This window comes from Bacillus cereus group sp. Sample62, from assembly GCF_036851315.1.
GTDB lineage: Bacteria > Bacillota > Bacilli > Bacillales > Bacillaceae_G > Bacillus_A > Bacillus_A wiedmannii.
On sequence record NZ_JAFLPK010000001.1, the window covers coordinates 3,878,558 to 3,899,606 of the forward strand.

Genomic DNA, 21,049 nt, shown 5'->3' on the forward strand with positions numbered 1-21,049 from the left:
AGGAATTTAAAATGGCAATTCAAACAAGTAACTTAGGTTATCCACGTATCGGACTACAAAGAGAGTGGAAAAAAACATTGGAAGCTTTTTGGTCCAATAAAATCGATGAAGAACAATTTTTAACAACGATGAAAGAAATTCGCCTTCAACACGTAAAAGTACAGCAAGAAAAAGGGATTGAACTCATTCCAATTGGCGACTTTACATATTATGATCACGTTTTGGATACTGCTTATATGCTAGGATTTATCCCATCACGTTTTTCTGAATTTACATCTTACCTTGATGTATATTTCGCAATGGCGCGTGGCTCTAAAGATCACGTAGCTTCCGAAATGACAAAATGGTTTAATACAAACTATCATTATATCGTTCCTGAATATGAAGAGGGATTACAAATCTCTTTAAAAGATAATCGTCCACTTCGCTTATACGAAGAGGCAAAACAAGAATTAGGAGTAGATGGAAAACCTGTTATTTTAGGACCATATACTTTCTTAAAATTAGCTAAAGGCTATACACAAGAGCAATTTACTACGATTTTAAAACAGTTAGTTGCACCTTACGTACAACTGCTTTCAGAACTACATGCAGCTGGTGCACAAGTCATTCAAGTTGATGAACCGATTTTTGCTTCTTTAACGAAAGAAGAAGTTCAACAAGCAAAAGAAATTTATGAAGCTATTCGTAAAGAAGTTCCAAATGCGAATCTTCTTTTACAAACATATTTTGATAGTGTAGAAGAAAACTATGAAGAAATTATTACATTCCCTGTATCCGGTATTGGATTAGATTTCGTTCATGGTAAAGAAGGTAATCTACATGCTATTTCAAAATATGGATTCCCAGCTGATAAAACTTTAGCTGTTGGTTGTATAGATGGCCGTAACATTTGGAGAGCTGACCTTGATGAAGTTCTTACGTTATTTACAACGTTACAAAAACAAGTCCAAACGAAAGATTTCATCGTTCAGCCTTCTTGTAGCTTATTGCATACACCAATCGATAAAACAGAAGAAACTCACTTATCGACTGAGCTATTCGATGCGTTAGCATTTGCAAATCAAAAATTAGAAGAGTTAGTTCTCATTCATTCTGCTCTCACTCAAGGTACAGAAAGTATTAGTAATGAGCTGGAAACATATCGAAATGCACATCATACAATTCGTTCATCTGCTGTACGTAACCGTGAAGATGTCAAAGCAGCACGAACAGCACTAAAAGAAGAAGATTTTTCACGTCCTCTCCCATTTGAAAAACGATACGAATTACAACAAGTTGCCCTGGAGTTACCTTTATTACCAACAACGACTATTGGTAGCTTCCCGCAAACAACTGAAGTTCGTCAAACGCGAAAAGAATGGCGTAACGGTGTTATTTCAAATGAACAATATGAACAATTTATTGAAAAAGAGACAGAAAAATGGATTCGTTACCAAGAAGAAATTGGTCTTGATGTCCTTGTACATGGTGAATTCGAAAGAACTGACATGGTCGAATATTTTGGTGAGCGCCTTGCTGGTTTCTCATTCACTAAAAACGGTTGGGTACAATCATACGGTTCTCGCTGCGTAAAACCACCTGTTATTTATGGTGATGTTGCCTTTATTAACGGAATGACTATTAAGGAAACTGTTTATGCACAAAGCTTAACAGAGAAAGTTGTAAAAGGAATGTTAACTGGACCTGTTACGATTTTAAATTGGTCCTTCGTTCGAAATGACATTCCAAGAAAAGAAGTTTCGTATCAAATTGCATTAGCTCTTCGTCACGAAATTGAACTACTTGAATCTTCCGGAATTCGAGTAATCCAAGTCGATGAGCCAGCACTTCGTGAAGGAATGCCACTAAAAGAAAAAGATTGGGACGCTTATATTACATGGGCAGTACAATCCTTCCTTTTAGCAACTTCTTCTGTAGCAAATGAAACACAAATTCATACGCATATGTGTTACAGTAATTTCGAAGATATTGTTGACGCGATTCGCGCATTAGATGCAGATGTGATTTCTATCGAAACATCAAGAAGTCACGGAGAATTTATTGATACATTAAAACATACAACATATGAAAAAGGCATCGGTCTAGGTGTATATGATATTCATAGTCCACGTGTACCGAGTAAAGATGAAATGTATAAAATCGTGGAACAATCTTTAGAAGTATGCGATCCTAAATATTTCTGGATTAATCCTGATTGTGGTTTAAAAACGAGAAGAACGGAAGAAGTTATCCCGGCTTTAGAACACATGGTGCAAGCAGCAAAAGATGCTCGTTCCCTACTAAAAACAAACGCATAACAAAAATGGGTTATCCTTTTTGAGGATAGCCCATTTTTTTATTCTTTACTTTCAAAAAAGAATTCGTATTGTATTTTATATAATTCATCATCCGTTGGCTCTTCAAGAGGAGTTGCCTGTAATACGACTGTATACTCACCATTTGGAATAGGGATTTGAAATTTATTCGAAAGAATACTCGTTACAACGATACATTCATTTTCAACTGTAAAAGGAACCGTAACCGTTCGAATCACTTCTTCTTTCTCAATATGTTTCCCACAAGTCACTTTTACTTCACAAGTATAATCAGAGAGTGCTTCAAAAATAACAGTTCCATCCGCCTTAGCATAACCTCTTTCAAAATCTTCATCCGTCCAGTCTACGTAAGGCTGCTCACCGTTATAGTTCATCAACATTAATTGTGAATAAGAAATTGTTAACTCCATTGTTCCCCTTCTCCTTCATTATGAAATGTGCAACTACTACTTTACTTCAAATTTCACACGTGTACCATCTGGATATTTATCTAACTTATTTCCTACCCATGAACCTGCTCCGCGGTTATCCGCTGGACTTATATATTCAATATGTGCTCCTTTTCCGCCTTCTTTACACATCGCCATTGGCCATTCATCACGATCATAACCTTTCTTCGTCGGATATGGCGCTAACGATAATTTCCTTCTATCCGCTGCACCATTACGATCAATTGTACACATTTCTGAATGCCCTTCTTTTATAGCATCCGTAATATGTTTCCCTGTCTCTGGATATCGCTCTTTCGGAAATTCTAGAACTTGATCATACGCATTCGTTTTTTTGATACTTGTTTCTTCTGGAACAAGTACTTCATACACCGCTACTAGAATAGAAAGAATTGCAATAATTGAAATGATAATACCTTTTAATTGCTTCATGTATACCTCCATGATTCTACCAGTTTCTTTTCCTCCGTTATTATAACAAACTTCTCCTGTATATGTTTTCAGACATTATTTTAGCTCTTCTTCGCCATTCCGCCAAAAAACTCTCATTTTCCTTCATCTTTTCACTAATGCTGTAGAAAACTAATAACCTTCCGACATTCTTTTTCAAAGGAAGTCCTCATAAAAGATTGAAATGATATATACGATACTTTTTGGGGAGGAAATATTATGGAAGCTACCTATAAAACGAAAGATGTCACGAATAAAACAGGCATCCCAAAACATATAGTTCGCAAATATAGTCAACTGTTAGAGGATCATGGTTATATCATTTCCAAAACAGCTGATGCTCGTATTTATAAACTGGATGATTTAAAACTATTGAAATCTATACATGAAAGAGCTGCTACACTGCAAGAAGATATTTCAGAAACGATACCTATTATTTTAAAAGAAAAAGAGGTCCCGCCTGTACCAGTTATACAAGATACGCAAGAAATACAACCGAAAGAAAAAGAAGATGGGCGTAACTTTGAGGAGTTCATGTTAAAACTTGAAATGCTCGCTCAATTAAATGAAGCAATTATTCATCAAAATTCTACCCTTATTACCCAAAATCGTTTAAAAGATGAAAAGCTAGATGAATTGATGCAACAAGTTTATGTAAAAGAAGGTTCTCAAGAAAAAATGCTACAAGAGTTAGTGGATCATGCCGCTCAAACAGATGCCCTGCAAAAAGAAAAGATGGACTTATTAATGAATCATATGTATAAACGCGAATCTAAGCAAGAGGAAAAAATGAATAAACTCGTAAATCAAATTTATAATAAAGACAGCAATCGGGATGCACAACTTATGCAAGTGATTCGCGAAATTCAAGAAACAAAAAGAATGGTTGCTGCTTCAAAAGAGCAAGGATTCTTGCAATCATTTAAAAGTTTATTTAGCCGAGCAAAACAAGAAAAAACAAATGAATAAACAATATAAAATAAAAAGTTACCTTGCATCGGTAACTTTTATTCCTTATTTTTTACAGCTGGCAATATAATAATCGCTTCAGTTCCTTTCCCACTTTCGCTTTTATATTCCAGCGTACCATTATGCGCTTGTAAAATACTAAATGTTACCATAAGCCCTAATCCTGTCCCTTTTTCTTTTAAAGAATAATATGGTTGTCCCAGCCTTGCTAACTGTTCTGTCGTCATTCCAACACCACTATCTTTAACTCTTATTACAATCGTTTCATCTTTTTGCATAGCCGTTACTTTTAAATATCCTTTATTTCCTTGGATTGCTTCAATACCATTTTTAACAACATTCATAATAGCTTGCTTCAATTTCGTCTTATCACCGATCGTATAAAGACTTTCAGAAATCTCAACTTGCAAATATACACCTTGCATCGCTGCAAATGATGACATAAGAGTTGTCATTTCTATTAATTGAGCGGATAAGCAAATGTGTTCTTTTTTCTCAATTTGTGGCCTTGCTAAATTCAAATAATCTGAAATAATTTGTTCTGCCCGATCCAATTCGGCTAATACGAGACGCATATAATCCTTATTTTTTACATCTTCCGTACTTTCTAACAATTGAATAAAACCACGAACAACAGTGAGTGGATTTCGAACCTCATGTGCAACACTTGCTGCCAACTCACTTACAATATTAAGCTTTTCTGACTTTTGCATCTCTGTACGTAATATCGCATTTTCATTTAAATATTCTGTTAAGTACACTTGAAATACCATAGTCATAACCATAATAAGCGAAGCAAATATATATCCGCTATATAGGTGCGAAATATGTGGTGTAAACCCCGTTTCTAACAGAACTTTAATCATGCCAATCACTAAAGAAACAAGTACGTATAGTGATGAAATCATAAATGCTAAAATTAGCTTCTTATCCCTTGAAAATAGAGACCATTTCTTTGATAAAAATAATGGAACTATTAATAGAAATATTACTTCTATGACTGGAAGAAGGCTCATTCCCTTTAGCGCCCATTCATATGCAACAAAAATAACGGCCGGGATTAAACCAACAATCCCACCATATAGAAAGCCACTAACAATCGGGATTGGGTGAAAGTTATACCCACAAATGTCACCAAAACAAATAGAGTATGTCATGGAGAGAACGAGTGTAATGCTGGATAAAAACATAATAAAGTAGCGGTTCGGCTTCGGAGGCATTTCTTGATAACGATTTAAACGAATCGCTTCATATAAAAATAGTGGCAAAATAATGATGGCAATTTGGATCATTAAATCACGGATCAGCTCCATAGCCTCTCATCCCCTATATGTATTTTGATATGATTATATCATTTTACGGGTTTATTTGTTTTAAAATTTTGATTTTTCTTAACATATTTGTTAATTCTTTGTTAACAACACATAATAATTGTTACAGATTTTCGAAATGAATGTAAACCCTGTACCAAATTTCTGCCAGGCAGTATACAATGAATACGGATTACAAAGAAAATAAAAAATACTTCATGAGACGGACAACTATAGCAAAATACAGCATATAATCCATACTATCTATGTTTACAAATAAGTGATCATTATTTTAGTAGGAGGAAGATAAATATGGCGGGTACTACGCTTGTTTTAAAAGAAGAAAATTTGGTCGTTCTAGAAAATGTTGAAAAATCAGTATATGAAGAGTTACAGCATAAAACCGGAGAAGAAAATTGCACATGTGCTGTGAATGAATCAGTTGTTCACCTTGGCAAAGTATCCTCTGTACTTTGGAATGAAGATGAAATAGATTGGGAGTACGGATATTAAAAAGTCGCTTACAGCGGCTTTTTTTCTATTATCCCTCTCTTTCTACATAACATATACGCAAGCGAAATCATAGAAAATATGTTAAAATGAACTTAATTTTCAAACGGAAGAAAGGGAGATACAATGGAACAATTCATTAACCCTAGAGTGAAGGACATCCAAATTTCTGGAATCCGTCAATTCTCTAACATGATTCAAAACTATGATAATCTTATCTCTTTAACAATTGGACAACCCGATTTCCCTACGCCTTCTCTCGTAAAAGAAGCGGCAAAACGGGCTATTACAGAAAATTATACAAGCTATACACATAACGCCGGTTTACTAGAATTACGCAAGGCAGCTTGTAACTTTGTAAAAGATAACTACGATTTACAGTATTTACCTGAAAACGAAACCATCGTTACAATCGGTGCCAGTGAAGCAATTGATATTGCATTCCGAACGATTTTAGAGCCAGGAACAGAAGTTATTTTACCTGCCCCTATTTATCCAGGTTACGAACCAATTATTCGATTATGCGGTGCTACACCTATTTTTATCGATGTTCGTGAAACTGGCTTCCGTTTAACAGCCGAAGCGCTAGAAAATGCTATTACAGAAAAAACAAGATGCGTCGTACTGCCATATCCTTCTAATCCAACTGGTGTAACTTTATCAAAAGAAGAATTACAGGATATTGTAACTGTTTTAAAAGATAAAAATATTTTCGTCCTTTCTGATGAAATTTATAGCGAACTTGTATATGAACAAAAGCATACATCTATCGCTCATTTCCCAGAAATGCGTGAAAAGACTATCGTCATTAACGGTTTATCAAAATCTCATTCTATGACTGGCTGGCGTATCGGTCTATTATTCGCACCAAGCTATTTAGCAGGACATATACTAAAAGTTCATCAATACAACGTAACGTGTGCTACTTCAATCGCTCAATATGCTGCAATTGAAGCATTAACAGCTGCTAAAGATGCACCAAAAATGATGCGTCATCAATACAAAAAACGTCGTGATTACGTATATAATAGACTCATTCAAATGGGCTTAACAGTTGAAAAGCCAACAGGTGCATTTTACTTATTCCCATATGTTGGTCATTTAACATCTTCATCATTTGATTTTGCACTTGACCTTGTCAAAGAAGCTGGACTAGCTGTCGTTCCTGGAACTGCATTTTCTGAATATGGTGAAGGCTATCTTCGCTTGTCCTATGCGTATAGTATTGAAACTTTAAAAGAAGGCTGTGATCGATTAGAGGCCTTTCTACAACAAAAAGCTAAGAGTTAAACTCTTAGCTTTTTTTATGCATAATGATCGCAAGTTTGGCGCTTTAGTAATTTATGAGGAATAATAATACACTTTGCAGTAGACTCCGCATTCTCTACTTTATCCACTAAAGCTTTTGCTGCCTCATATCCTAGTTGATAAATATTCACATCAACTGTCGAAAGGGGCGGACTCGCAATTTCTGATAATAAAGCATTGTTAAAGCTTATAATGGAAACATCCTTTGGTACAACGAATCCTTTTTTAGAAAGAGCACTTAACACACCAAGTCCAATTAAATCATCCGTTGCCACAATTGCTGTCGGTGGTTGCTGTAGTCCCATTAACTCCTCAACGGCTTGTTGACCACTTTCCCTCGAAAAATCAAAATGTAAAATATACTCTTTTGGTAATACAATGTCCGCTAATTTTAAAGCATCACTCATACCAGCCAAACGATCTCTCGTTACAAGTAAATCTGATCCACCGCCGATGAACGCGATTTGTTTATGACCTAATGAAATCAAATATTCTGCTACTTCTCTTGCAGCTGTATAATTGTCATTATCTACATATGTAATTTCATCTTTTCGATCATACGGTTTCCCAATTAAAACAAACGGGAAATTTTGTTTATGCAAATATTGAATAATCCGATCATTCTCTCTTGAATATAAAAGAATAATGCCACCAATTTGGCGCCCCTGTACCATCTTTACAACACCATTAAAAATTTCATCTTCCGTTTCACCTGTCGACATATAAAGCGCATACCCTTCCACATGTGCAAATGAACTAATCCCTCTTATAACTTCTGGGAAAAACGGATTTTGAAAAGCTTTACTTGCAGAACTTGGCATAACAAGACCAAGTGTTTTTGTTGTTTGGTTAGCAAGATTTCTTGCGTTTAAATTGGGATGATACCCTAGTTCACTCATTACTTTCCGAACACGACGCTTTGTTTTTTCACTTATACTTGGATTATCAGCAATTACACGAGAAACGGTAGATGGTGCTACATTTGCCTTCTTCGCCACATCTTTAATTGTAACTGTCATAAAAATCCCCCTCCTCTCACTTCTCTGTCATTTTGTTATATATTTTAATCTTGCACCCGTTGCAAGTAATAGGAGAAGTCATAAACTTTCATTGATTCTATTTTGTAATACCTATCATATTCTCCCTCTCCATGTATTGTAAGGGATATAGCTCTTTTTTCCTATACTATAATATACTATTTATTTCACTTCTTTGCATATGTGATGTCAAATCTCTTTTCATCTCCCTATAAAATTTTTTATAGGGAGATGAAAAGAAAAATGGGACGTAACGTCCCATTTTTCATCCTTTCGTACCTCCAGCAGTTAAACCAGAGATAAAGTATTTTTGTAGTGATAGGAATAAAATTGAAATCGGGATTGCAATCAATACTGAACCCGCTGCGAACGTTGTAAATTCATTACCAAATTTCTTCGCTACCATTTCATATAACCCAACTGCTAACGTATAATTTTCTGGTGTGCGCAAAATAACACTCGCTAAAATGAAATCTGTAAATGGACCAATGAAAGTGAATAATGCCACAACCGCTACGATTGGCTTTGCAAGTGGCATAATGATTTGCCAAAAAATACGGAAATGTCCTGCCCCATCCATACGAGCTGACTCATCCAATTCTTTCGGAATCGTATCAAAATATCCTTTCATAAGCCATGTATTCATTGGAATTGCCCCGCCTACATAAATTAAAATTAATGCAAGGTGCGTATCGATTAACCCTGTTAACTGTGCTAATACGTATAGAGCGATTAGCGCCGCAAAGTTCGGAATCATTTGCAGAATTAAAAACGTTAATAAACCATTTTTCCTTCCAACAAAACGGTATCTCGAAAATGCATAAGCAGTAAAACTAATTGCTAACACTGAGAAAATCATCGTTATAACACTTACTTTTAACGTGTTTTTATACCATAGTAAATAATTACTATTCTCTAAATCTAATAACTTACGATAATGATCTAACGTTGCATTTTGTGGAATAATACTTGATCCGGATAAACTATCACCTGGATTAAACGATGAGCCAATAATCCATAATAATGGATAGAAAATGATGGCACACATTACGAAAATAACAAAATAACTTAATGAGAGACGTAACATCTTTTGTTTTTTAATATTCATTTACATCATATCCTCTTCTTGGAATGATTTTGTTCTCTTAAATTGCCATAACGCAACTGTAATAACGATTAACGATAATATCATTGTAAGAGCTGCTGCTTTCCCGTACTGCGCTGAAGTCATCGTTAACTTATAAATCCATGAAATTAAAATATCTGTTCCACCTGCGTCTTGTCCAGCTACAGCAGGACCTCCGCCGTTAAATAGATAGATGATACTAAAGTTATTAAAGTTAAATGTATATTGCGTAATTAATATTGGTGCTGTTGCATATAGAACAAGTGGCAATGTAATTTTACGAAACTGTTGCCAAGCTGTAGCTCCATCTACTGTAGCAGCTTCATATAACTCCCCCGGAATCGATTGCAGTATACCTGTTGTCATTGCAAAGACGAACGGGAATCCAAGCCACGTTTGAATCATAATTAAAGCGATTTTTGCCCAAAATGGATCTGTCATCCAAGCAATCTTTTCAATTCCAAATAAAGCTAATACTTGATTGTTAATTGCTCCAAATGTCTCATTAAACATACCAGAGAAAACAAGAATAGATACGAATGCTGGGACCGCCCACGGTAAAATGAAGATTGTTCGAATAATTGCCTTCCCTTTAATACCAGGCTGATTCACGATAATCGCTAAGAAAATACCAAGCGCAACTTGTAATGTCGTTGCAACGAATGTCCAAATGACAGTCCAAGAAAATACGCTTAAAAATGTCTCTCTCCACATCGGTAATGTAAAGATATCAATAAAGTTTTTGAAGCCCACCCAATCTACTAATTTAGCTGGAGGAGAGTGGTATAAATCATAATTCGTAAATCCAATTAAAATTACGAAGATGATTGGAAATACAACTACAAAGATAAGTAATAGAAAACCTGGTGAAACCATTAAATATGGAAAACCTTGATCTAGTAAATTACGATATTGCTCTTTTACAGAGTTTAAAGGTGTTCCTATATCACGTTTCTTCCCGTTTTGGTATGCATCATATAAATTAAATGCATATATTCCGAGTCCAAACACGATGACAATGAGTGCCAAGATTCCTTCTACTAATAGAAAGACAGAATGATCACGTGGAACTTCTGTACCAAGCGTTACAATTCCCCATAATCCCATATTTAATAAATCAGCAAAGGCTACAATAAATGAACCTGTTAATACTAGAAAAATAAGACCTTTTACAAATTGCTTATTATACATTTGGCCCACGCCTGGAATGATAGATAACATGGTTGCCATTTTCCTATGCTTTGAACCGTTTAAACCATTTGCTGGTTCCATAGATGTTTGCATGTTCCTTCCCCCTTTTTTCTGGGAGAGAATTCGTGCCCCTCATATGAGAGGCACAAATTTCACCTTATTTTTTCTTACTATGATTTGCCTCAATATTACCTTTTATTTGCTTCACTGCATTGTCAAGTGCTGCTTTTGGTGCCTCTTTTTCCGTAACAACTAATTGAAGCGCATCTCCAGCTGGTTTCCATACTTCTTGCATTTCTGGAATGTTTGGCATTGGAATTCCATTTTCAGATTGTGTTGCAACTGCTTTTGCAGCTTCATTATCTTTAATAATTGAATCTTCCATTACTGCTTTTACTGGAGGAATTTCTTTTGTTTTCTCAAATCGAATTTTTGCGTTTTCTTCATTCGTTACCCATTCAGTGAACTTTGTAGCTAAATCATTTTGTTTAGAAAAACTTGTTACATGCCATCCTTTAACCCCAACAAACGTTTTCATTGGTTGACCATTTGGTAATTTCGGCATTGGAGCAACACCATAATCAATTCCGTTCTTTTCCATTGCTTGGAACGCCCATGGGCCGTTCATGATAGATGCTGCTTTTCCTTCGTTAAATAGTCCATCAGCAGCTGGTCCACCAGATTCACCGATAATACCTTTCGGGAATAGCTTTTCTTTGTACCATTTTTGAAGGTATTCCGCACCTTGTACTGCTCCGCTATTATTTAATCCAACATCACTTGCATTTGGCTTTCCATCTTTTTCACCAAACACATAACCACCCATACCTGCCATAAATGCATTAGCAAAGTAGAAGTTATCTCCTAGTGTTAAAAATCCGTACTTGCCATCCTTCGTAAATTCTTTTGAGAAGTTAAACAGCTCGTCCATCGTTTCTGGTGCTTTTGGCATTAATTTTTTATTGTAAATAAAGATTGGTGTCTCAATTGCTTTTGGTAAACCATATAATTTTCCGTTATATGTCTGTGCCGCTATTGATGATTCAGTAAATTTACTCTTTACAGCATCATCAGCTTTCACTTCAGAAAGTAAACCTTCTGTTACTGCGTTTCCGATTTGATCATGTGGCAATGTTACAACGTCTGGTCCAGTCCCCGCTGGTCCATCAAGGCGTAACTTCTTCACTTGATCTGTCATTTGCATTTCAACAACTTTTACTTTTACTTTATATTTTTCCTCAAAGCTTTTCACTGCTGGTTCTAAAGCAACACCTTTTTTATCATCTTCCCAAACGAGAAGATCGTAATCTTTCTTTGCTTTACTTTCTTCTTTTTTCCCTGAATCTTTCGGTCCACATGCAGATAACATACCAATTGATAATGCTGAAATCGTTAATAATGATAATGCTTTCTTCATCCCAAAAACCTCCCTAAGTTGTATATGTACCTCACTAATTGAAAACGTTTGCATTGAATTGTTTAATAGAAGCGCAAACAATATCTCAATCTATGAAAACGTTTGCGCTATTTGTCTATCATTATACATTCTTTTATTCATTTTGCAAATATTAATTTTAAAATATTATTACTATACTCCTTATACATTGACTTTACATGAAATGAATACTACTCTTATAAGCAATATTAAAGATATGCAAAAAGCAATCGTTTGCAACATATACTTTATTATTATACTTAAGGGAACAATATGCACGGAGATATTAAAGGGGGATTTTCTATATGCTTAAAGAAGCCATTTATCATAGGCCAAAAGATAATTACGCATACGCTTACGATGAAAAAACGGTTCACATCCGAATACGTACTAAAAGAGAAGATGTTCAAAGTGCCACTCTTATTTACGGTGATCCTTATGACTGGAAAGATGGGAAATGGATTACATCAAATACACCGATGAAAAAAACTGGTTCTACCGCATTGTTTGATTATTGGTCCATTTCTATCGAACCAAAATTTAAGCGCTTACGTTATGGATTCGAATTAAAAAATGATACAGAAACGCTTATTTATGCAGAGCGGGGATTTTTTTCCAATATTCCAAATGATGACGTTGGTAACTTTTTCTGTTTGCCATTTATTCATGCAAATGATGTATTCAAAGCACCTTCTTGGATTAAAGACACCGTTTGGTATCAAATTTTCCCAGAACGGTTCGCTAATGGAGATCGTGCACTAAATCCAGAAAACACTCTTCCTTGGGGAAGCGCTGAGCCAACTCCAACTAATTTTTTCGGCGGAGATTTTGCTGGTATTATTCAAAACCTCGATTACCTTGTTAAGCTTGGAATTTCGGGAATATACTTCACACCTATTTTCAAAGCACATTCCAACCATAAATATGACACAATTGACTACATGGAAATCGACCCACAATTCGGGACGAAAGAAACGTTCAAAGAACTCGTTCAAGCATGTCATACACACGGTATAAAAGTAATGCTCGATGCCGTGTTTAATCATAGTGGATACTTTTTCGATAAATTCCAAGACGTACTAGAAAACGGCGAGAAGTCTGCTTATAAAGAGTGGTTCCATATTCATGAATTTCCAATTATAACTGAGCCACTTCCGAATTATGATACTTTCGCGTTTACACCGTATATGCCTAAATTAAATACAGCACACCCAGATGTAAAAGAATACTTACTTGAAGTTGGGCGTTATTGGGTAAGAGAATTTAATATAGACGGTTGGCGCCTTGATGTAGCAAATGAAGTCGACCACAGCTTTTGGAGAGAATTCCGAAGCGAGATAAAAGCATTAAATCCTGAAGTATATATTTTAGGAGAAATTTGGCACGATGCACTTCCATGGCTACAAGGAGATCAATTTGATGCTGTAATGAGCTATCCTGTTACAAATGCTCTACTGTCTTACTTTGCCAACGATTCCATTAAAGCAAATGAATTTATGAAACAAATTACAGAATCTCTCCATTCCTACTCTATGAATGTAAATGAATCAGCGTTTCATTTATTAGACAGCCATGATACACCAAGAATATTGACAACATGTAACGGAGATAAAAATAAGTTACAGTTACTTTATGTATTCCATCTTTCTTTCATCGGCTCTCCTTGTATTTATTATGGAGACGAAATTGGTATGGACGGCGGTATGGATCCAGCTTGTCGCAAATGTATGATTTGGGATACGAAAGAACAAGATCATCTATTATTTACACATATACAAACATTAATTTCATTACGAAAGCAATATAAAGCATTTGGAGGACATGGTACTTTCCAATTCATCGAAGCAAATGATGAACATAATTATATTTCTTATACGAAAACATATGAAGATGAAACTATCTTTTTCGTTTTAAATCCGACTAATAGCGAAGTTACTGCTTCACTCCCTCTCCATGTTACTGGAAAGAAAATCATTAACATTTATACAAACGAAGAATTTTCAGCAGAAGCAAGTGTATTACAAGTTACACTTCCTCCATATGGATTCTCAATCTTAAAATGGTAATAAAAAATCCTTATGCCAAGGTATGGCATAAGGATTTTTCTTATTTTAATTTAAATACCATCGCTTCATATGGACGTAATGTCATATTATCTATCGATCCATTCTCTACGCCGTAATTGTGTATTAATAACTCTGATTCACTATAACTAATGTCCTCAGGCAATTCAAATACACATTCTGCCGCCGTAAAGTTTGCAATAACAAGAAGTTTTTCTTCTCCATATGTTCTTACGTATGCAAAAATAGAAGGATTATTCTCTAATAGTAAATCATATGATCCATACACAACTATTTCATTATTTTTACGTAACTCAATTAATTTTTTATAGTAATAAAAAATTGAATCTTTATTTTGGATCGCTTGTTTCACATTGATTTCTTTGTAGTTAGGGTTTACCGTAATCCAAGGTTCACCTGTTGTGAATCCAGCATGATTCTTATCATCCCACTGCATCGGTGTTCTAGCATTATCTCGGCCTTTTATATAAATAGACTGCATTACTTTATCTATATCTTCACCGTGCTCTATCACTTTTTCCTTATACATATTTAATGTTTCAATATCTCGATATTCATCAATCGATTCAAATCGAACGTTCGTCATTCCGATTTCTTCTCCTTGATAAATATATGGTGTTCCTTTCATCATATGAAGCACCGTCGCTAACATCTTCGCAGATTCAATGCGATACATTCCATCATTACCAAAACGAGATACAACGCGTGGCTGATCATGGTTATTCCAATACAGGCTATTCCATCCTGTATGCTCTAATGCTTTTTGCCACTTCGTTAAATTCTCTTTTAAAGTAAGGAGTGAACATGGTTTTACATCCCATTTTCCGCCTTCTCCCGAATCTAAATCCATATGTTCAAATTGGAATACCATCTGCAGTTCTTTTCGTTCTTCCCCAGTATACATTTTCGCTTCTTCTGTCGTTACACCAGGCATTTCACCAACCGTCATAATATCATAATGAGACAATACTTCTTCATTCATTTCATGTAAATATTTATGAATGTTTGGACCGTTCATAAAATGCTTATGACCTGAAACATACCCCTCTTCTTCCGTTTCAACAACTGGTAATCCCTCTTCTTTAGAAATAAAATTAATAACATCCATACGGAAGCCATCAATTCCTTTTTCTAACCAAAATTTCATCATTTCATAAACATCTTGTCTTACCTTTTCATTATCCCAATTTAAATCCGGCTGTTTTTTAGAAAACAGATGTAAATAATATTCATCTGTCATTTCATCATACTTCCATGCGGATCCACTAAAAGCTGCTCCCCAATTGTTCGGCTCTTTTCCTTCTTTTCCAGGACGCCATATATAGTAATCTCTATATTTATTATCTTTTGATTTACGTGATTCAATAAACCAATTATGTTCATCCGAAGTATGGTTAACAACTAAGTCCATCATAAGTTTCATATTACGTTCATGCATTTCATGTAATAGCTCATCCCAATCTTCCATTGTTCCGAACTCATTCATAATTTTACAATAATCACTTATATCATAACCATTATCATCATTTGGAGATTCATAGACTGGCGATAACCAAATGACATCAATCCCTAATTCTTTTAAGTAATCTAGCTTTGAAATAATACCGCGAAGATCCCCAATACCATCACCGTTACTATCCATAAAGCTACGAGGGTAAATTTGATATACTACACTTTCTTTCCACCACTGTTTTTCCATTATGCTACCCCATTTCATTAATAATTCGATTTTCTATTTCCCTTAAGGCGCAAACGTTTTCATTAATGAATGATAACAGATTCTATCTTAATTTAAAATAGCGCTTACAACTTTTATTCTTATTTTTCTAGGAAAACATACGAAAATTACTAGTATTACTCTAATAAATGAAAACGTTTTATTTTTTTGTTTATTTTTTGAATCTATTAGTTTATAATGAACTCAAAGAAAACGTTTGCATAATATTTTCTAGGGGGCAATACCATGGCAGAATTGAAATTAGAAAACATTTATAAAATATATGATAATAACGTAACAGCTGTAACAGATTTTAATTTACACATTCAAGATAAAGAATTTATCGTATTTGTCGGTCCTTCTGGATGCGGAAAATCTACAACATTACGAATGGTCGCTGGACTTGAAGATATTTCAAAAGGAGCGTTTTCAATTGATGGTAAGCTAATGAATGATGTCCCTCCAAAAGATCGCGATATCGCAATGGTCTTCCAAAACTATGCTTTATATCCACATATGAGTGTGTATGATAATATGGCATTTGGATTAAAACTTAGAAAAATACCAAAAGATGAAATCGACCGTCGTGTGACAGATGCAGCAAAAATTTTAGGACTGGAACAATATTTAGATAGAAAACCGAAAGCGTTATCTGGTGGACAACGTCAACGTGTTGCGTTAGGTAGAGCAATCGTTCGAGACGCGAAAGTGTTCTTAATGGATGAGCCTTTATCCAACTTAGACGCTAAATTACGTGTTGCAATGCGCTCAGAAATTTCTAAATTACATCACCGTCTTGGAACGACAACAATTTACGTAACACATGATCAAACAGAAGCAATGACAATGGCTTCACGTCTCGTTGTTATGAAAGACGGAAAGATTCAACAAATTGGAACTCCAAAAGAAGTATATGAAACACCTGAAAATATTTTCGTTGGTGGATTTATTGGCTCACCGGCGATGAATTTCTTCCGTGGTAAATTAACTGAAACCGATTTCGTTATAGATAATTCATTAAAAGTCAAAGTAACTGAAGGAAAAATGAAGATGTTACGTGATCAAGGCTATGTAAATAAGGAAATTGTTTTAGGTATTCGTCCTGAAGACATTCATGATGAACTATTATTCTTAGAAGCTTCACAATCTACTGCCTTCACAACAAAAATCGAAGTTGCTGAGTTACTAGGTGCTGAATCTATTTTATATATGAAACTCGGAGATCAAGATTTTGCAGCACGTGTTGATGCAAGACATACATTTTCACCTGGTGACCAAATTAAACTAGCATTTGATATGAATAAAGCGCATTTCTTTGACAGTCAAACTGAACAACGTATTCGTTAAATTTTTTTCCTATATAACATACAAAAAAACCGTCCACATAGTTTGAGGGCGGTTTTCATTATTATACGAGGGCTTCTACTGTATGAAATGATTGTCCTTTCGTGCCAATGATACCGGAAATCGGTAAGTCACTCAGTACCACTTCTTCTTGCTGTTTCATAAAAGATGACGTTAATTGTTTTATCTCTATCCAAACGTCATTAATACAAAGTACATTGGAATCGTTCTCTTGTTGGCGAGAAAAAATAGAATCTATTTTATATAAACCAGCATTTTGAAAAAGCATATCAATGCGACTAAATGCATTCAAAGTAATACTGATAACGCGTTGCCAATCTCCTTGCTTTCCCATATCATAGAATACAAAAAGTGCTTCTCCGCCTAGATTCGTAATTTCCTCCACTGTTGCTTGTCCACTTTCTTGATCAATGTCCGTCACAATTACTTTTGCGCCTTGTTTAGCCAACAAAAGAGCTGTATTACGTCCAATACCGATGCCACCGCCAGTTACGATAGCAACTTTTCCTGCAAGCTTCATTTTCATTACCCCTTCTATAAGTCTTACCGTCATTCAGTATACTCCTTTATGAGATTAGTCTGCAAGCAAGAAAAGTTGCTCATTCATTTGTAAACGATTACTTTTTCACTTCTTCTTTTTTCTTACTATTACGCTGATCGAAAACTAAACCGATGAAAATTAAAATCCCCCAAAAGATTACGCTACCTCCAGTCATTTCAATTTCCCCCTTATTATATAAAGATATTATTTTAATTATTATAACATTTTCTTAATTTTCAATCTATTAAAATCAAAAATGATATGGATTAACTTTTTCTTATTATATATCCTTTAAAATATATTTGTATAATAAAGTGAAACTTTAATCAGTGGGGGTTTTCTTCATCCCCCACTGATTATTAGTTGAACCAATCGGACTTTTATGGGCAGTTGATCCCCCACCTAACTTCTTTGCTTTCGCTGAATTTTGAGGTGGGGGTCTTACTGCCCATTAAAGCGGGATAAAAAAAGACCTTCTTATTTTATGCATAAAAAGGTCTCTGTTTTATTATACAAGACTTATCACTTTTGTTTTTGTAATTAAATCTTGAAAACCACAATTATCTTTGCGGAATAACATCATATATACGTTACATAATATCGGAAGTCCAAGTAGCAATATGTTCGGTAATAACAATACAAAAAATCGTATAATTAATGTTTGTAATGTTAACTTTTCACTCTTCAATGAAATTAATTTTATTCTCGTTACCTTTTTACCAAGTGTAACACCGTTCCAAATAAAGGGTACCAAAATAAAATATATCGCCATTAATATAAAAACTACTGCGAGATCATATCTATAATCACCAAAACTAATATTAAAGCGATTAAAAATAGCACTATAATTTCCGGTCATAATAGCTACTACTGCACCATACATAACCGAGATTAAAAACATATCAATTAGGGAAGCACCTATGCGATTCATTACAAGCGCTGGACGATGCATCTTTAACTTCATTTTATGTCGACTCCTTCATATCCTTCTTTACCCGTCTCATCGTACCACTTCTAAAAAACATTGTAAACTAGCGTTTCTCTTACTTTTCTTGTACAATGTGTTACAACAGCATTGTAAAGGAGGTTCCCATATTGAAAAAATGGATAATCCTATTCGTCGCATTCCTATTAGCCGGTTGTGCTGGAAATACAAATCATATAACTTATACGATTAACGATGAATACGAACTCATACGTACTTCTGGAAATGCATTTGAACTTTTCCCATCGCAAGATGCTGTATATGCCACACAATACATTCCTGCAAAAATTACAGACATTGCTTGGGATGATAAATACATTATTGCAAAACAAATTGAGGAAAAGTCAGATCCGAATAACCCTGACGGAGCAATTGCAAATAAAAAAAGTGAGCATTATTGGATTATTGACGTAAAGCATAATAAACGTTTTGGCCCTTATAATGAAAAGCAATTTAATGAACAAAAAGATGCGTTTAAAATTAAGGTACCTTTTCAAAATGTAGATTCATACATAAAAGAACAGAAAAAACAGTCAGCATAATATTTTTAGCGCTGACTGTTTTTTCTTATATGTTTTTAAAAATCCCCTACTCAGAAAGTGAGATATTAAAAGTTTGTGCCTCTTTTACAACATCTTGCGTTTCTGCATCTGCTGCAACTACATTATCTGTTGTAAACTTAATATTCTTTACCTTTTCTTTTCCATCATCAAGTATTAAGCCGATAATACCATCTCTTGTTTCACCAGGCTTATAGTCTTCTCTTGATACATTTTTTGTACCAACGAGCGTATCTTCATCATATAAAAAGTTTTGAGTTGCTACTTTAAAGTGTTGCTTATCATTAATCGTAACATCATTCATAGAGAAAAATTGCATATTTTTATTCCCGGTATTTTCCACCTTATATGTAATTTCAACGTAACGAATCGTATCACTAATCTCTGTACCACTGATCGATGCATATAACTCCGCATCTTCTTGACTTACTTTATCTCCTAATCTACGCTTTACTTCTTCAGGAGTTAATGCCGTATATACTTTTAATGTATTTTTTGCATCTTTACTCATCTGCGATAAAGAGATTACTTTCACATCTTGTATGTGAATTTTCATTGGTGCTACTTCAAATGTTTGATTCACAGATTGAATCTGGTCTAACTTAAAAGTACCCCACCCTGTTTCTTTCACTTTTTGTCCTACTTTTTTCAGCTCACGCCCACCATATTCTTTTGTTTCAGGAATAGATTCTTTCTTCTTCGGTTCAGCTTTCTTTTCTTCTTGATGGAAGCAACCACTTAACATAAGAAGAAAACTACATAAAACAAAAATACTTTTCCATGCTTTCATCATATAATTTCTCCTAACACTATCATTCATTAATATAAATTAGTCCTTTGCTTTGTAAACTATAGAAACAATGAGAAGTCCACAAAACGAACTTGTCAGTCCAGATACTATTATACCTCCTATTTGGAAAATATGAAAATAGGGATCTACGAACGCGTGAACGATAAATATAAGAGCTGCGACAATTATTGCCGAAACCCAATACTTCCTTTTTTCTGAAGCTATCATAATATCTTTCCCTGTTTCATCTTTATACTTCCATAGTACGTATAATAGTAACAAGAAACCAACACATGTACTCCCATGTTGCATATATTTATACACTGGAATACTATGTAATCCTCTTTGTAACAATAGTATCTTCGTAACAAAATAGCCTGTATTATGAGTAAATGCATCCCAAACGACATGCGTGAGCATACCAAATAAAGCAGAATAGCAAAATACAAAGAAATCCTTCCATGTATGAAGCCCCCACCTCTCATCTACTGCATATGCAAAATAGCCAGCAAACGGTTTAGGTAAATGTATTATAAACGGCTTTTTTAAAATGTAATGATATATGTATGCGAGTAGAAATACAAGCGGTAAATTTAAATATAAGAACCCAAGCCATGTATGGCCAATAACACCATACGGTCTAAAGTATAAAAAATATTCAAAATCAGGCGCCATACTCCCTAATATAAGAGCCGTTACTGAAATATATTGAGAACGCTTTTTCACCAAAGGAAGAATTGCTGCTGGATGCGCAAATGTAAACGGCATGTTTGAACTCCTTTTCATATCTTCAATAGAATACCATCTATCATAACGAGAGAATTGATCTTGATGCAATATTTATTTTCACATTGGAATATGATAGTTTACATGTTATAATCCACATGAAATATTCAGAAAATAA

The 21,049-nt window shown here is 34.7% G+C and carries 20 protein-coding genes; 7 read left to right on the plus strand and 13 right to left on the minus strand.

From position 1 onward, the window contains the following. Nucleotides 1–11: 11 nt before the first annotated feature. Nucleotides 12–2,300: a 5-methyltetrahydropteroyltriglutamate--homocysteine S-methyltransferase gene (gene metE, locus J0835_RS19595; RefSeq protein WP_144536348.1), complete on the plus strand. Its 2,289-nt coding sequence runs from the start codon at nucleotides 12–14 to the stop codon at nucleotides 2,298–2,300. A gap of 38 nt (nucleotides 2,301–2,338) precedes the next feature. Here metE and comJ read toward each other — a convergent pair whose 3' ends face one another. Together comJ and nucA are read right to left on the minus strand one after the other, a co-directional pair. Next, the gene (gene comJ / locus J0835_RS19600) at nucleotides 2,339–2,728 is read right to left on the minus strand and encodes a competence protein ComJ (protein ID WP_087981740.1); all 390 of its coding nucleotides are present in this window, start codon (nucleotides 2,726–2,728) and stop codon (nucleotides 2,339–2,341) included. Between the two features lie 36 nt (nucleotides 2,729–2,764). Next, a complete protein-coding gene (gene nucA / locus J0835_RS19605) occupies nucleotides 2,765–3,199 on the minus strand; it encodes a DNA-entry nuclease (protein ID WP_087981741.1) in 435 nt (144 codons plus the stop codon). A 237-nt stretch (nucleotides 3,200–3,436) separates the two neighbouring features. Here nucA and J0835_RS19610 point away from each other — a divergent pair, with 237 nt between their 5' ends. Then, complete coding sequence (locus tag J0835_RS19610) at nucleotides 3,437–4,186, plus strand: DUF3967 domain-containing protein (RefSeq protein WP_087981742.1); 750 nt, start codon at nucleotides 3,437–3,439, stop codon at nucleotides 4,184–4,186. A 38-nt stretch (nucleotides 4,187–4,224) separates the two neighbouring features. Here the strand turns inward: J0835_RS19610 and kinB are convergent, their stop codons facing one another. Next, nucleotides 4,225–5,499 carry a sporulation sensor histidine kinase KinB gene (kinB, locus tag J0835_RS19615; RefSeq protein ID WP_087981743.1) on the minus strand — a complete coding sequence of 425 codons (1,275 nt, stop codon included), beginning with the start codon at nucleotides 5,497–5,499 and terminating at the stop codon, nucleotides 4,225–4,227. A 309-nt stretch (nucleotides 5,500–5,808) separates the two neighbouring features. Here kinB and J0835_RS19620 point away from each other — a divergent pair, with 309 nt between their 5' ends. Both J0835_RS19620 and J0835_RS19625 read left to right on the plus strand, forming a co-directional pair. After that, complete coding sequence (locus J0835_RS19620) at nucleotides 5,809–6,009, plus strand: hypothetical protein (protein ID WP_000929285.1); 201 nt, start codon at nucleotides 5,809–5,811, stop codon at nucleotides 6,007–6,009. Nucleotides 6,010–6,132: 123 nt separating this feature from the next. Beyond that, entirely contained in the window at nucleotides 6,133–7,296 is a 1,164-nt protein-coding gene (locus J0835_RS19625) for an aminotransferase A (RefSeq protein ID WP_087981744.1), read from the plus strand. A 14-nt stretch (nucleotides 7,297–7,310) separates the two neighbouring features. Here J0835_RS19625 and malR read toward each other — a convergent pair whose 3' ends face one another. The 4 genes from malR to J0835_RS19645 all read right to left on the minus strand — a co-directional run bounded on the left by malR (nucleotide 7,311) and on the right by J0835_RS19645 (nucleotide 12,085). After that, nucleotides 7,311–8,333: a maltose operon transcriptional repressor MalR gene (gene malR, locus J0835_RS19630; protein ID WP_000219036.1), complete on the minus strand. Its 1,023-nt coding sequence runs from the start codon at nucleotides 8,331–8,333 to the stop codon at nucleotides 7,311–7,313. A gap of 283 nt (nucleotides 8,334–8,616) precedes the next feature. Beyond that, entirely contained in the window at nucleotides 8,617–9,459 is an 843-nt protein-coding gene (gene malD, locus J0835_RS19635) for a maltosaccharide ABC transporter permease MalD (protein WP_064474923.1), read from the minus strand. After that, nucleotides 9,460–10,761 carry a maltosaccharide ABC transporter permease MalC gene (gene malC, locus J0835_RS19640; RefSeq protein ID WP_001194989.1) on the minus strand — a complete coding sequence of 434 codons (1,302 nt, stop codon included), beginning with the start codon at nucleotides 10,759–10,761 and terminating at the stop codon, nucleotides 9,460–9,462. 64 nt (nucleotides 10,762–10,825) lie between these two features. Then, the gene (locus tag J0835_RS19645) at nucleotides 10,826–12,085 is read right to left on the minus strand and encodes an extracellular solute-binding protein (protein ID WP_087981745.1); all 1,260 of its coding nucleotides are present in this window, start codon (nucleotides 12,083–12,085) and stop codon (nucleotides 10,826–10,828) included. A gap of 323 nt (nucleotides 12,086–12,408) precedes the next feature. On the opposite strand from J0835_RS19645, the gene J0835_RS19650 reads away from it, so the two are divergent. Continuing rightward, the gene (locus tag J0835_RS19650; RefSeq protein ID WP_087981746.1) at nucleotides 12,409–14,169 is read left to right on the plus strand and encodes an alpha-glycosidase; all 1,761 of its coding nucleotides are present in this window, start codon (nucleotides 12,409–12,411) and stop codon (nucleotides 14,167–14,169) included. 40 nt (nucleotides 14,170–14,209) lie between these two features. Here the strand turns inward: J0835_RS19650 and malL are convergent, their stop codons facing one another. Further along, entirely contained in the window at nucleotides 14,210–15,886 is a 1,677-nt protein-coding gene (gene malL / locus J0835_RS19655; RefSeq protein WP_087981747.1) for an oligo-1,6-glucosidase, read from the minus strand. 264 nt (nucleotides 15,887–16,150) lie between these two features. Between malL and J0835_RS19660 the strand changes: the two genes are divergently transcribed. Then, a complete protein-coding gene (locus J0835_RS19660; protein ID WP_087981748.1) occupies nucleotides 16,151–17,251 on the plus strand; it encodes an ABC transporter ATP-binding protein in 1,101 nt (366 codons plus the stop codon). 61 nt (nucleotides 17,252–17,312) lie between these two features. Here J0835_RS19660 and J0835_RS19665 read toward each other — a convergent pair whose 3' ends face one another. The 3 genes from J0835_RS19665 to J0835_RS19675 all read right to left on the minus strand — a co-directional run bounded on the left by J0835_RS19665 (nucleotide 17,313) and on the right by J0835_RS19675 (nucleotide 18,774). Next, a complete protein-coding gene (locus J0835_RS19665) occupies nucleotides 17,313–17,822 on the minus strand; it encodes an SDR family NAD(P)-dependent oxidoreductase (RefSeq protein WP_087981749.1) in 510 nt (169 codons plus the stop codon). A 64-nt stretch (nucleotides 17,823–17,886) separates the two neighbouring features. Beyond that, a complete protein-coding gene (locus J0835_RS19670) occupies nucleotides 17,887–17,985 on the minus strand; it encodes a flagellar motor protein (RefSeq protein ID WP_087954423.1) in 99 nt (32 codons plus the stop codon). Between the two features lie 333 nt (nucleotides 17,986–18,318). After that, nucleotides 18,319–18,774 carry an RDD family protein gene (locus tag J0835_RS19675; protein ID WP_087981750.1) on the minus strand — a complete coding sequence of 152 codons (456 nt, stop codon included), beginning with the start codon at nucleotides 18,772–18,774 and terminating at the stop codon, nucleotides 18,319–18,321. A 131-nt stretch (nucleotides 18,775–18,905) separates the two neighbouring features. Between J0835_RS19675 and J0835_RS19680 the strand changes: the two genes are divergently transcribed. Beyond that, nucleotides 18,906–19,337, plus strand: a complete 432-nt coding sequence (locus tag J0835_RS19680) for a DUF3997 domain-containing protein (protein WP_000758774.1) — start codon at nucleotides 18,906–18,908, stop codon at nucleotides 19,335–19,337. Nucleotides 19,338–19,383: 46 nt separating this feature from the next. On the opposite strand, the gene J0835_RS19685 is transcribed toward J0835_RS19680, so the two are convergent. Both J0835_RS19685 and J0835_RS19690 read right to left on the minus strand, forming a co-directional pair. Then, nucleotides 19,384–20,148, minus strand: a complete 765-nt coding sequence (locus J0835_RS19685; RefSeq protein ID WP_087981751.1) for a hypothetical protein — start codon at nucleotides 20,146–20,148, stop codon at nucleotides 19,384–19,386. 36 nt (nucleotides 20,149–20,184) lie between these two features. Next, nucleotides 20,185–20,913 carry a DUF4184 family protein gene (locus J0835_RS19690; protein WP_087981752.1) on the minus strand — a complete coding sequence of 243 codons (729 nt, stop codon included), beginning with the start codon at nucleotides 20,911–20,913 and terminating at the stop codon, nucleotides 20,185–20,187. Nucleotides 20,914–21,049: the final 136 nt, after the last annotated feature.

Coding starts and splice junctions, on each gene's coding strand:
- metE (WP_144536348.1), top strand. CDS start 12: ATGGCAATTCAAACAAGTAACTTAGGTTATCCACGTATCGGACTACAA.
- comJ (WP_087981740.1), bottom strand. CDS start 2,728: ATGGAGTTAACAATTTCTTATTCACAATTAATGTTGATGAACTATAAC.
- nucA (WP_087981741.1), bottom strand. CDS start 3,199: ATGAAGCAATTAAAAGGTATTATCATTTCAATTATTGCAATTCTTTCT.
- J0835_RS19610 (WP_087981742.1), top strand. CDS start 3,437: ATGGAAGCTACCTATAAAACGAAAGATGTCACGAATAAAACAGGCATC.
- kinB (WP_087981743.1), bottom strand. CDS start 5,499: ATGGAGCTGATCCGTGATTTAATGATCCAAATTGCCATCATTATTTTG.
- J0835_RS19620 (WP_000929285.1), top strand. CDS start 5,809: ATGGCGGGTACTACGCTTGTTTTAAAAGAAGAAAATTTGGTCGTTCTA.
- J0835_RS19625 (WP_087981744.1), top strand. CDS start 6,133: ATGGAACAATTCATTAACCCTAGAGTGAAGGACATCCAAATTTCTGGA.
- malR (WP_000219036.1), bottom strand. CDS start 8,333: ATGACAGTTACAATTAAAGATGTGGCGAAGAAGGCAAATGTAGCACCA.
- malD (WP_064474923.1), bottom strand. CDS start 9,459: ATGAATATTAAAAAACAAAAGATGTTACGTCTCTCATTAAGTTATTTT.
- malC (WP_001194989.1), bottom strand. CDS start 10,761: ATGCAAACATCTATGGAACCAGCAAATGGTTTAAACGGTTCAAAGCAT.
- J0835_RS19645 (WP_087981745.1), bottom strand. CDS start 12,085: ATGAAGAAAGCATTATCATTATTAACGATTTCAGCATTATCAATTGGT.
- J0835_RS19650 (WP_087981746.1), top strand. CDS start 12,409: ATGCTTAAAGAAGCCATTTATCATAGGCCAAAAGATAATTACGCATAC.
- malL (WP_087981747.1), bottom strand. CDS start 15,886: ATGGAAAAACAGTGGTGGAAAGAAAGTGTAGTATATCAAATTTACCCT.
- J0835_RS19660 (WP_087981748.1), top strand. CDS start 16,151: ATGGCAGAATTGAAATTAGAAAACATTTATAAAATATATGATAATAAC.
- J0835_RS19665 (WP_087981749.1), bottom strand. CDS start 17,822: ATGACGGTAAGACTTATAGAAGGGGTAATGAAAATGAAGCTTGCAGGA.
- J0835_RS19670 (WP_087954423.1), bottom strand. CDS start 17,985: ATGACTGGAGGTAGCGTAATCTTTTGGGGGATTTTAATTTTCATCGGT.
- J0835_RS19675 (WP_087981750.1), bottom strand. CDS start 18,774: ATGAAGTTAAAGATGCATCGTCCAGCGCTTGTAATGAATCGCATAGGT.
- J0835_RS19685 (WP_087981751.1), bottom strand. CDS start 20,148: ATGATGAAAGCATGGAAAAGTATTTTTGTTTTATGTAGTTTTCTTCTT.
- J0835_RS19690 (WP_087981752.1), bottom strand. CDS start 20,913: ATGCCGTTTACATTTGCGCATCCAGCAGCAATTCTTCCTTTGGTGAAA.